Genomic DNA, 12,130 nt, shown 5'->3' with positions numbered 1-12,130 from the left:
CCCGTTATTTATCTTACTGTTAACCCTTATTGACGAGGTTACTCGGCCAGTAAGCCACGACTACGCAGTAGCGGCTCTATGCCCGCTTCTTTACCGCGAAAGTTCTTATACATCAGCATTGGATCGTCGCTACCGCCTTTTGAAAGGATATTATTACGGAAGGAATCTGCCGTAGCTTTATCGAAAATGCCATTTTCTTTAAAGGCTTCAAAGGCATCTGCGCCTAAAATATCCGACCAAAGGTAGCTGTAGTAACCTGCAGAATAACCGCCCGCGAAAATATGCGAGAAGTAGGTGCTGCGGTAGCGTGGGCTAATTTGATTAATTAACCCCATGGCCGCTAATGAGTCAGCTTCAAACTTGGCGGCATCCTTTGGCGTGGTGTCGGTCAGTGTGTGCCAATCTAAATCAAGCTTAGTGGCCGCGACATATTCAACCGTTGAAAAACCTTGGTTAAACTTACTCGCCGCTTGGATTTTTTTCACTAATTCCTGCGGGATCACTTCGCCAGTTTTATAATGTTTGGCAAATTGCGCTAACACTTCTGGTTGTGTCATCCAGTTTTCATTCACTTGCGATGGGAACTCCACATAGTCGCGTGGTACTGCCGTGCCGCCCTGTGAGCGATACTCTACCTTCGATAACATGCCGTGCAGCGCATGACCAAATTCGTGGAATAACGTACTAGCCTCATCGAAGGTTAGTAATGCTGGCTCATTACCCGCAGGGCGAGGGTAGTTGAGTACGTTAACAATAATGGGTTTAGAATCAACGCCATTCATATTGTACTGCTTGCGATAGGAGTTCATCCAGGCGCCGCCACGTTTGCTGTCGCGGGTAAAATAATCGCCCATAAAGATAGCCATTAATGTGCCGTCTTTATCGTAAACTTCCCATGTACGCACTTCTGCATTGTATTTGGGTAAGTCGGTACGTTCCTTAAAGGTCAAACCGTACAAACGGTTCGCGGTGTAGAACACGCCTTTAAGGGTGCTATCAAGTGAGAAATACGGACGAGTTTGTTGTTCGTTAAAGCTGTATTTCGCTACACGAATTTTATCGGCGTAGTAATCCCAGTCCCACGCTTGCAGCGTAAACTTATTATCTTGGCTATCGATCATGGCTTGCATATCAGCCATTTCAGCTTTGGCTTGGGCAAGCGCGGCTGGCCATACTTTATTGAGCAAGCCGTAAACGTTTTCGGGCGTTTTAGCGGTGCGTTCTTCTAACACAAAATCAGCATGGGTTTTATAGCCCATCAACTGGGCGCGTTCTGCGCGCAGGGCTGCAATTTTAGCTAGGATGGTTTTGTTATCGTGGGCATTATTGTTATTGCCACGCTCTGTATAACCTTTATACAAGATTTCACGTAATTGACGGTTATCGGCATAGGTTAAAAAAGGCGTGATAGAAGGGCGAGAAGTGGTAAATACCCACTTACCTTCGTGGCCACGCTTTTTAGCGGTTTCAAAGGCGGTGGCAATCACATCATCGGGTAAGCCAGCTAAATCCGTTTTGCTATCGATAACAAGTTCAAAGGCATTGGTTTCAGCGAGTAGATTGTCACCAAAGGTGAGATTGAGTTTACCAATTTCTTCGTTTAATGCGCGCAGTTTGGTTTTATCTTGCTCACTTAAATTAGCGCCGCCACGGGTGAAAGATTTGTAGGTATCTTCCAGTAATTTTGCTTGCGCGGTATTGAGCTTTAAGCTGTCTTTTGCATCATGAACCGCTTTGACTTTTTGAAATAGTTTGTCATTGAGCAAAATGTCATCTTCAGCGGACGATAACATCGGCGACACTTCTTTCGAAATCGCCTGCAACGCTGGGGTGGTGTCGGCGCCTGTTAGGTTGAAGAAAACATTCGATACCCGCTTAACCAAATCGCCAGAAAACTCCATTGCTTCAATGGTATTAGCGAAGGTAGGCTTAGCTTTATTATCAACGATGGCTTGCATCTGTTCGTGTTGCTGGGCAATACCCGCTTTAAATGCAGGGAGGAAATGTTCAGGTTTGATTTTATCAAAGTCTGGGATTTCCATAAAAGTATCATAGGGTTTAAAGAATGGATTGGTCGCATTCTGGCTGATAATTTGCGCTGAAACGGCATTAGGCGCTGCATTTGCTTGCACACTGGCATCGGGTTGTTGTGCGCTGCAAGCACCTAAGGTTAAGGCTAAAGCAATGGCACTTAGCGTGAGTTTAGCGGTGCGTGGCTTGAGGGCTTGCGTTTTAAGGGTTAGTCCCTTCATTATTGGTTCCCCGTTAGGTCGATTATTGTTATGCATGCTGGAATAGGTGATAGCCATAGATTTTGATAACCATAGATTTCAGGAAGTGAACAATCTGAGAACGGCTAAAACAATTAATTATTAAGGTGATTGTTTAACATGTATTGCAGGTTAGAACCTATTGGTTTTGTGTTTTATTTGTAACAAATGTTTTATTTCAGGTATTTAAGCAAACCAATATGGCAAACTAAATAGGCTCAAACCATATTGCGAATTAGCGTGTTGGCACATGAGCTGAGTTAAGTCGTGCACGTATATAGGGAATATAAGTCATGCTAATCACGGCAACACCAACCCTTTCATTCCTTTTAAAACCGTCTCTTGCAGTACGGTCCTAACACTAATAACAATAACAATAACAGGATCTAGTATGTCTCAATCTTATATTCCACGTATTTCCGTGCGTTTGGCTTTATCCTTGGCGTTACTGACAGCCTCCAGTGCTATTATTCCGCAAAGTCTTGCCGCAGATGTTGCTGCAAACACTAACATTCCCCAGTTAAGCTCCAATGCCGTTAAGGTCGCCGATTATGCTGTCGCTAAATACGATGCGGCCATGGTGCAAAGTTTGGCTGAGTTAGTTAGCTTTAATACTCAAGCCGTTGAAGGGCAAACCCCAGACACAAATCCAGCCTTTGTGGGCTTTAAGTCGAGCTTACAACAGCTGAGTCAAACACTGGGTTTAGATTATGTCGATCATGGTTATGTCATCTTAATTGGTTTAGATGCGACGTCATCTAGCACGGGCGAGCCTAAAAAATTAGGAGTTGTCACCCATGGCGATGTGCAGCCTGCCAATCCTGCGTTGTGGGCGCAAAGCCCTTACTTACTCGATAGCCAATCTGAGCCGGGTAAATTGATTGGTCGTGGCACAGAAGATGATAAAGGCGCCATTGTTACTGCCATGTATGCGATGAAGGCGATTAAAGATAAGCAAATTAAGCGAGATAGACGCATTGAACTGTTAGTTTATTTAGCTGAAGAATCCGATTGGGAACCACTTCAAACCTTTCTCACCCATTACACACCTGCGGATATGAACATTACTATTGATGCCGAATACCCAGTGGTCACCGCCGAAAAAGGTTGGAGTAAGATTGCGTTTACTGTACCCAATATTACGATCTCCAATATAGACGCTAAAGCAGAGGCTGCAACTCAAACTCCCACGTTAACAGCTTTCTCTGGTGGCTATTTTGCCAGCCAAGTACCGCAGCAAGCCGAGGCGCAAATTGAGGCGGTTTCACCCGCATTGCTGGCTAAATTGCAAACCAAAGCCGCAGCGCAGCAAGGGATGAAATATCGTTTTGAAAACCACTGCGTCGATAGCCTGTGTAAGCTACATATTTTTGCCGACGGTAAAGCTGCACATTCGTCAACCCCAGAAGATGGCGTGAATGCGGTAACTCATCTTGCAGCATTGTTAAGTAACAATCTGAGCAATGAACAAATTCATGCGCCTTGGCCACAAACAGCGGCATCCTTAACGGTTGCCGTTATTAATGAATTAGTGGGTTTAGGAATTTATGCTGAGCAGTTTGGTGACTTAGCCTATAAAGATGATTTTATGGGGCCTTTGACATTGGCACCCACAGTTGTAAGTGAAACGCAAAAGGGCACTGAGGTGATTATTAACTTGCGTCGCCCTGTTGGTAAAACACCAGAGTTACTCACTAAACAAGCCCGTGAAGCCTTAACCCTGTGGCAGGATAAACACCAAGTGCAGCTTGTTGATATTGAAAGCTATTGGGGCGAGCCTATGGTGATGGAAGGTGCACCGCAGCAACAAACCCTGCTCGACGTGTTTGCCCACTTCACGGGTATAGTTGACCCCAAACCCGTTGCGATTGGCGGCTCTACCAACAGTAAATTATTCCCCAATGCCTTAAGTTTTGGTCCAGCCATGCCGGGCGTGGAATACACAGGCCATACCGAAAAAGAATTCATCACCCACAAGCAATTTATGCTGAATCTAAAAATGTATACCGCGGCATTTATCGAACTATCGGCGGTTAAATAATTACCCTCCAAATGGTATAAAAAACTACCGAGAAAAAGCAAACTCCTATAGCATCATTTATACGCATTGAAATGTATGTGGCAGTCGCTAAGTCCAATCAGTGATTTACGCCCTACAGACAGCGCATAAATACTAAGACATTAGCAGTCAAACGGAGGTGGCATGGAAAGCCTAGATAATGTAAAAGTTCTAACACGTGGAGAGTCCGTGATTCTTGCAGGAGTTTGTTCAGGTATTGCAAAATATTACAATTTGCGAAAAAGCAGCATTAGGTTCGCATTTTTGTTGACTAGCTTGTTTTTTGCTATTCCTGTATTTGCTTATGTTGTTTTGTGGTTAGTTTTACCTAAATATCCGACGACAGAAGCGATGGCTCGTCATTTAAGACGAAATAAGCTACAAAGAAAATATGGCAGTTAACAGGAAATAAAGCGGAACAGTTACCAGTTTACTCGGTTTAGCTTCGCAACACACTTTAGCAAAAAACTATTAGTGTTAGATCTGTCTTTATAACCAATAAGTTACGCTAATACTCGAAAGATGAGCCATAGCGATTTGTGAGACGACCGTCCACCTCATGGCCACTTTTTGGCATCCATACCATCTCGGCATTTGTGAATCCTTTCACATCAGAAGGGGAGGTTGAACATCCAAACGAACTTGAACAACATCCTTGTTTAACGGCCAGTTCGCCATGGCTCTCGTTCATAAGCTCAGAAACCTTAGGTTTGTATTCACCGTTTCGATGAGTGACTGCCATGGCAAGCCTATATGAGTCGATACCAGCCAACGTTAAGATCCCAATAACTGAAATAACAGGTCACTCAGTACAGTTTGCCTAAACTATTAGGTCAAAAAGTTAGCTAGGTTCAGTACGATAACTTGTTACTCACACAATAAAAATCCCTGCTTATACAGTGATGTATAGCAGGGGTTTTTAAATTGAGAGTTTGCATTCGCTGAGCTGCGAGACAAGCCTTATTCAGGGGTTATGATCTATATCGAATAGGTCATTCCTTCCTCTTATCTCTTAATACTCATCTTTTTCACTAAAATCGGCGTCATAGATATGCTAATAACCGATGGCTTCACTACCTGCATGGCGAGGGTCGGAAGACCCAAAAATTCCCTGTTCATTAACCATAATTGACTGGGTGCTGCCCATGGCAGATTGTACTTTTACTTTGTGACCTTTGGCTTCGAGCAAGGAAATGGTATCGCGGTTTAAGCTGGACTCAACGCGCAGTTCATCGGGTAACCATTGATGGTGTATCCTTGCTGCATTACTGGCTTCAGCGATATTTAACCCATGATCAATCACATTCATGATGATTTGCAAAGTGGTGGTGATAATGCGTGAACCACCTGGGCTACCGGTGACGAGGAAGGGCTTACCGTCCTTCATTACTATGGTGGGGCTCATCGAGCTCAGTGGGCGCTTATTGCCTTCAACCGCATTGGCATCGCCGCCAACTAAGCCATAACCATTGGGGACACCAGCTTTGGCTGAGAAATCATCCATTTCGTTGTTGAGTAAAATGCCAGTACCTTTGGCGACTAAACCTGAGCCATAGCTAAAGTTTAGCGTGTAAGTATTTGATACCGCATTACCCCATTTATCAACTACTGAAAAATGAGTGGTTTGATCGCTCTCATAGGGCGCCAGTTTTCCCGGTTTTATGTCGGTACTTGGCGTGATTTTATCCATTGAAATTTGGCTGGCAATTTTTTGGGCGTAATCTTTACTGGTTAACGCTTTGACTGGGACGTTGTAAAAATCAGGATCGCCCAAATATTCGCTACGATCGGCGTAGGCACGCTTCATCGTTTCTGTCATTAAGTGGATTGTTTGCGCCGTATTTTGGCCGAGTTTATCAATTGGGAATTGCTGTAATACATTGAGCATTTCAATAATGTGCACACCACCCGATGACGGTGGCGGCATAGAAACCACCTCATAACCTCGGTATTCGCCGCGCACAGGCTTACGTTCGACAACCTTGTATTGTTTTAGATCGTCCAAGGTCATAATGCCGCCTGCATCTTGCACCGCTTTGACGATTTTTGTAGCAGTTTCACCTTCGTAAAAACCTTTAGTACCCTTTTGGGCAATAAGACTTAATGAGTGGGCCAATTCGGGCTGTTTAAGCACATCATCGACTTGATAGTCACTGCCGTCGGCTTTGTAGAAGATAGCTGCCGTAGTTGGCCATTGGCTCATACGGCGTTTAAGCCCTGCAAGGGATTGCGCTAAATCTGGCGTGACGCTAATGCCTTCTTGCGCCATCTCAATGGCGGGCGCCGTGACTTGTTTTAGTGTCATGGTGCCATATTTTTCAAGGGCTAAGCTCATGCCCATAACAGTGCCCGGCACGCCTACAGCAAGGCCATGCTCACGGCTCAATTTTTCAACCGCATCGCCATTTTCATCAAGGAAAATATCTTTATTGGCTTTAGAGGGCGCCATTTCACGGTAATCAATTGCGATGGTTTTGTTTTCTTTGGCGATATGTACCAGCATAAAACCGCCGCCGCCAATGTTCCCCGCGCGAGGTAATGTTACCGCGAGGCTAAAGGCTACGGCCACTGCGGCATCAACCGCATTGCCGCCCTGTTTTAAAATTTCAATACCAGTGCGACTGGCGAGTGTTTCTTGGCTTGCGACCATGCCATGCTTGGCCCACACAGGTTGCGCTGTGGCCATCTGGCTAAAAATTGATGATTCATCGGCGAGTAAATTAGGTGACGATACTAAGGGAAGCGCCATCGCAATGGCGAGAATCAAGGGTCTAAATTTTTTTGTTGGATGCATATCCAATCCTGTATTTATTTTCATTAGGGCTATGCAATGTGCCGAGAATTAGGCTTAATTGCAACCGTGTATCGTTTATTAGCCCCATAAAGGACGAGAATTTACCCTATGACTCAGTTTATCCTAGCCTTTGCGAGTGCTATTGCTGTTATCCCATCCCGCGCGTGGAATAGCGTAATGGGGCAGGCTAATCCCTTTTGTCGCCATGAGTTTTTGTTAGCGCTTGAGCAAAGTGGCTCAGCTTGTATTGCAACGGGTTGGACGCCAAAACATTTATGTGTGTTTGATGCCAGTCGCGTATTAAGCGATGAAATGGGAGACGATAGGCGTTTTCAACCTTTGGATGACGGGGCGTTTATCAGTTTGCAAACCGCCGAATATTTTAATGCATTACCGCTGGTTGCCGTGATGCCCTTGTACCAAAAAACGCATTCCTATGGTGAATATGTGTTTGATTGGGCATGGGCCGAAGCCTACGAGCGCCATGGTATTGATTATTACCCTAAATGGGTCAATGCCATTCCCTTTACTCCCGTTCAAGGGCGACGAATGGGCATTAAGCCCGAATTGACAAATATCGAGCACATGCGCGTAGCGGCATTAATGCTATCGGCATTAAATCGTCAGTTAACGCAAAAAGCGGCTGATTCGCCGATTTCTTCATGGCACAGTCTGTTTGTGAGCGCACAGCAAACACTGTTATTTGAACATTCCCCCCATTCGCACTTAAAGCGTTTAGGTACGCAGTTCCATTGGCATAATCGTGGTTATCGGGATTTTAATGATTTTTTGTCGAGTTTTAGCTCTCGTAAACGTAAAAATATCTTAAAGGAGCGGGCACAGTTACAACCTTTTAATCTTAAGTTTCAATTTGTCGAAGGCGAGCAAGTCACCCGTTCGCAGTGGCAAACATTTATTCAGTGCTATCAACTGACCTACCTTAAACGCTCGGGTCATCGCGGCTATTTAACGCCCGCGTTTTTCTATCAATTAGCTGAGCACCTCACATCGCAAATACGCTTGCTGGTGGTTGAAGACGCAAAAGGAGAAATGGTGGCGGGTGCCTTATATTTAAGGGGCGAGAATACCGAAGGACAGAAATGCTTATATGGCCGTTATTGGGGCACAACAATTGAGCTTGATGGCTTACACTTTGAGGCTTGTTACTATCAAGGGATTGAATATTGCATTGAGCATGGGTTGGCACTGTTTGATGCTGGCGCTCAGGGCGAACACAAGGTGTTACGTGGCTTCGAGCCCGTAGAAATATATTCCTACCATGACATTGCCCATTTGGGCTTTAAGGACGCTATTACGGATTTTGTCACGCAAGAAACCCAACAAGTACAACAATATATGTCGCAGATGAGCGCTGTGCTGCCCTACAAAAAAGCGCCCGAGTAAAACCCTAAAATAGAGACTTTATTGAGCGCGTATTTAACAGATATTGTTGGGTGGGATTATTGACTCGCTGTGAGCGAATTCACAGTGATCTAATCCTAAACGAGTTAACTGACGGCAAGCCAAATCCCTACGCCAATCATTAAGCTGCCTGCAATACGATTCAACCAGCGAATATTATCGCCACGGCTAAGAAAAATGCGCAGGCTCTTGCCGCCGCTGGCGTAGGCTAACATTGAAACAAACTCCGTCACCATAATAATGCTCAGTAGCGCAAGCAGTTGCGGCGCGACATCGCGCTCAGCATTAATAAAGGGTGGCAGTAGCGATACCATAAATGCCCAACCTTTAGGGTTGGCAATGGCGGTAATAAAGCCTTGGGTGATTAAGGTTAAGTTACTTGCTCTTGGATTAGTATCCGTATCGCTAGGTAAGGTCATCTTGCCCCGTGCGCGCCACATTTGCACACCAATATAGCCTAAGTAAATCCCACCAACCCATTTAAAGACTTGAAATACTTCTGGATAATTAAGCATGATGCTAGCTACGCCCATAACGGCGGCGGTGGCGACGAGTGCGACTCCAACCAGTTCACCTAACATCATCCATAGGGTGCGGCGCACTCCAATGCTCATGCCGAGCGTCATAGCGAGGGTCATACACATGCCCGGCGTAATCGAAACAAAAAAGAAGGTCGGGATAAACACTGCAAGTAATGCAAAATCTGGCATGGTTTAGTTAGTCTTGGTTGAAAATAAGAAGGGCGCTAGTGTAATAAAAATGACGGGGTTAGCCAATGTGTGAGTTGCGTATTTCGCTTGTGGCATTAACTTAGTCTGTTAATAAAGGGTTTAGTTGAAACGATAGCCATACCTAAACGATGCGAGTTTTCGTATTTTACTTGTTCTTTTAACTGTTGATAATGGGAACAATATTGGTGCTGGTCGTATTGTGAATAAGATCATGCCTGCTTACTGTGTTGCGTAAAATAGGTAGGGTTATCAAACCCATTAGTGGAATAATCCTAAAAAACTCGGAGCTGATTTTTTGTGTAAATACAGATGATTTAACAATGGGAAAAGAAAACGGTACGCAGGGCGTACCGTTTTTTATAGGCGAGATAAACGTTACAGTACGCCGCGGCGCATTTGATCCCGTTCAATCGATTCAAACAGAGCGGTAAAGTTACCTTCACCAAAACCTAAGTTATTCTTGCGTTGGATTATTTCGATAAAAATCGGTCCAAACAGGTTTTTAGTAAAGATCTGCAGTAAATAGCCGGATTCATCGCCATCGACCAATATTTGGTGGTGTTTGATGCGCTCACGGTCTTCGGTCACATGGGGTAACTTCTCGAAAATGGTGTCGTAGTATTCGGGGATGATGTCTAAGCATTGGATTGAGCTGCCTTCCATTGCATCTAGAGACTTAATAATGTCGCGGCTTCTGAAGGCTAAATGCTGCACACCTGGGCCATTGTATTCTTTCAGGTATTCATCTATTTGGTTTTTATCGCTGCCTTTACCTTCGTTAATCGGGATACAGAAACTGCCATCTGGCGAGCGCAGGGCGTAGGACACCAACGCAGTTTGTGCGCCGCTGATGTCAAAGTAGCGTACCTCAGTAAAACCAAAAATGTTTTTATAGAAGTTTGCCCAATGCTCCATTGTGCCTTTATAGACGTTGTTGGTTAAGTGGTCGACTTCGATAAAGCCTTTCTCTTGAGTAATGACTTGTTCATCTAAATCTTCAAAATCAGTAGCATAGATATTGTTCTCGGCACCAAAGGTGTCGATAAAATAAATTAAGCTATCACCAATGCCGTAAATGGCAGGGTAAGGTAAATCTTTATTCGCGTCATCAGCGGGCTTTGCACCACGCTCAACGGCAACACGATAGGCAAAGCCTGCATCTTCTACACGCCAGCCCATAGAGCAAATTGCTGGGCCGTGGCCTTTGGCGAACTGAGCTGAAAACCCTTTGCGCTCAGTGTTAAGCAGAAAGTTAATATCATTTTGTTTGTAATATAGGATGTCTTTATTTTTGGCTTTTTTCAGCAGTGAAAAACCAAAATCGATAAAGGCTTTGTGCATAAAATCAGTATCAGGGCTAGCGAATTCTGTGAATTCGATACCTAATAAGCCCAGTGGATTTAGTTCGCTTGCCATGATGTTTTCCTCATTATTTTAATTCAACCGTTGCCACTCTCGTAGTCCCTGAATTGGAGCGCTGGTGGCTTTTGGCTAGTTTTCTAGCCAAGAACGGTTGTAGTCTTTGCTCATGCAATGTTGTACATGTTCGGTTAATTTCAGTGGGGCGAAGGTGTCTACCATCACTGCATATTCATAGGTTTCTTTTTTGCCGATAGAGGCTTCGGTACGACCCGGTTGCGGCCCATGGGCGACCCCTTTTTGATGGAGAGTCATGTAACCTGCCTCAATGCCTGTACGGCTCATAAAGTCGCCATCGACATAATATAAAACTTCATCACTATCAATGTTGTTGTGGTAATAAGGGGCTGGAATCGATTTAGGATGAAAATCGTAAGGGCGTGGTACAAAGTTGCAAATCACAAAGTTATGGGCGGTAAAGACTAAGTGTTCTGACGGTGGTAAATGGATTTTTCCCACCTTTGGTGCGTATTCGGTGATATTAAATGCCCAAGGGTAAACGCAACCATCCCAACCCACTAAATCAAAGGGATGCCATTCGAGCGTGGTGAGTTGGTACTTATCGCCAAACTTGCACACTAAGGGAAAAGCGCCACGTTCAACCACGGCATCTTGCAGCGTCGGCACGCGCAAATCGCGTTCGCAATAGGGCGCTGATTCTAATAACTGGCCATACTCGTTACGAAAATGTTTAGGCACTTCCACCATCGAGAATGACTCTATGACGAATAAACGCACATTGCTGTAATCATTAAACTTTAGTTGGTAAGTGGTGCCACGAGGGATCACTAAATAGTCCCACTTTTGTACCTTTATCGTGCCGTATTCACTGTAGAGTGTGCCTTCGCCTTCGTGGATAAACACCACTTCATCGGCATAGGCGTTGCGGTAAAACTTATCAGTATTGCTGGTCACTTTAGCGGTATAAAGTGCTAAATCATTGTTATAAAAAATTTTGTTACGGGCGCTGAAAAAATTACCCTCACGGTCGGCATCGCGGGAATCAAGTTTATAGTTTTGAACCAGCGAGTCTTCCCAATTTGCACCGTGGCTTAGGTTGTAAAGCGCAACATCCAACGTTTTGGTTGGCATGTTGTGGTGATATTTATTGGAATAAATATTAGAAAAACCATGGGTTGAGAACAACTCCTCGCGGTAAAGCTCGCCGTTTTCCTTTTCAAATGCGATATGGCGCTTATGGGGAATTTGGCCTTGTTTCACATAAAATGGCATGGAAGCATCCTTGGTTTACAGTGCGGCAGTATCATTTACTGCCTTGTTTTTCGTTATTGTTATGTGATCTTGTTATCAATTTAGTGGTTTAGATGAACAAAAAAAAGAATAATTAATGCGCTGTCATAATCTAAAAAATAGATGGTATTCTAATCTTTACGGATTTGAATGTTAGCGTGACATTTTCATTAGCGCCAAGGAG

Annotated in this window: 8 protein-coding genes; 3 read left to right on the top strand and 5 right to left on the bottom strand. The window is 44.4% G+C overall.

The window, feature by feature from the left end; all coding sequences use genetic code 11:
* Nucleotides 1-38 precede the first annotated feature (38 nt).
* Nucleotides 39-2,252: a M3 family metallopeptidase gene (locus C9I43_RS08675; protein ID WP_107883181.1), complete on the bottom strand. Its 2,214-nt coding sequence runs from the start codon at nucleotides 2,250-2,252 to the stop codon at nucleotides 39-41.
* Nucleotides 2,253-2,661: 409 nt separating this feature from the next.
* Here C9I43_RS08675 and C9I43_RS08670 point away from each other — a divergent pair, with 409 nt between their 5' ends.
* Both C9I43_RS08670 and C9I43_RS08665 read left to right on the top strand, forming a co-directional pair.
* Nucleotides 2,662-4,311 carry a dipeptidase gene (locus C9I43_RS08670; RefSeq protein WP_107883180.1) on the top strand — a complete coding sequence of 550 codons (1,650 nt, stop codon included), beginning with the start codon at nucleotides 2,662-2,664 and terminating at the stop codon, nucleotides 4,309-4,311.
* A gap of 162 nt (nucleotides 4,312-4,473) precedes the next feature.
* Nucleotides 4,474-4,731 (top strand): PspC domain-containing protein, encoded by a 258-nt coding sequence (locus C9I43_RS08665; protein ID WP_076499485.1) that lies wholly within the window; start codon nucleotides 4,474-4,476, stop codon nucleotides 4,729-4,731.
* A gap of 652 nt (nucleotides 4,732-5,383) precedes the next feature.
* Here the strand turns inward: C9I43_RS08665 and ggt are convergent.
* Complete coding sequence (gene ggt, locus C9I43_RS08660) at nucleotides 5,384-7,123, bottom strand: gamma-glutamyltransferase (protein WP_107883179.1); 1,740 nt, start codon at nucleotides 7,121-7,123, stop codon at nucleotides 5,384-5,386.
* Nucleotides 7,124-7,231: 108 nt separating this feature from the next.
* On the opposite strand from ggt, the gene C9I43_RS08655 reads away from it, so the two are divergent.
* Nucleotides 7,232-8,527 carry a GNAT family N-acetyltransferase gene (locus C9I43_RS08655; RefSeq protein WP_107883178.1) on the top strand — a complete coding sequence of 432 codons (1,296 nt, stop codon included), beginning with the start codon at nucleotides 7,232-7,234 and terminating at the stop codon, nucleotides 8,525-8,527.
* 104 nt (nucleotides 8,528-8,631) lie between these two features.
* On the opposite strand, the gene C9I43_RS08650 is transcribed toward C9I43_RS08655, so the two are convergent.
* The 3 genes from C9I43_RS08650 to C9I43_RS08640 all read right to left on the bottom strand — a co-directional run bounded on the left by C9I43_RS08650 (nucleotide 8,632) and on the right by C9I43_RS08640 (nucleotide 11,928).
* Nucleotides 8,632-9,255 carry a LysE family translocator gene (locus C9I43_RS08650; RefSeq protein ID WP_076499492.1) on the bottom strand — a complete coding sequence of 208 codons (624 nt, stop codon included), beginning with the start codon at nucleotides 9,253-9,255 and terminating at the stop codon, nucleotides 8,632-8,634.
* Nucleotides 9,256-9,651: 396 nt separating this feature from the next.
* A complete protein-coding gene (hppD, locus tag C9I43_RS08645; RefSeq protein WP_107883177.1) occupies nucleotides 9,652-10,692 on the bottom strand; it encodes a 4-hydroxyphenylpyruvate dioxygenase in 1,041 nt (346 codons plus the stop codon).
* Between the two features lie 75 nt (nucleotides 10,693-10,767).
* On the bottom strand, nucleotides 10,768-11,928 hold the full coding sequence (locus tag C9I43_RS08640) for a homogentisate 1,2-dioxygenase (protein ID WP_107883176.1): 1,161 nt from the start codon (nucleotides 11,926-11,928) through the stop codon (nucleotides 10,768-10,770).
* Between the last annotated feature and the right edge of the window lie 202 nt (nucleotides 11,929-12,130).

Origin of the sequence: Shewanella morhuae, from assembly GCF_003028295.1 — a bacterium.
Classification (GTDB): domain Bacteria; phylum Pseudomonadota; class Gammaproteobacteria; order Enterobacterales; family Shewanellaceae; genus Shewanella; species Shewanella morhuae.
This window is presented reverse-complemented; position numbering and strand designations above follow the sequence as displayed.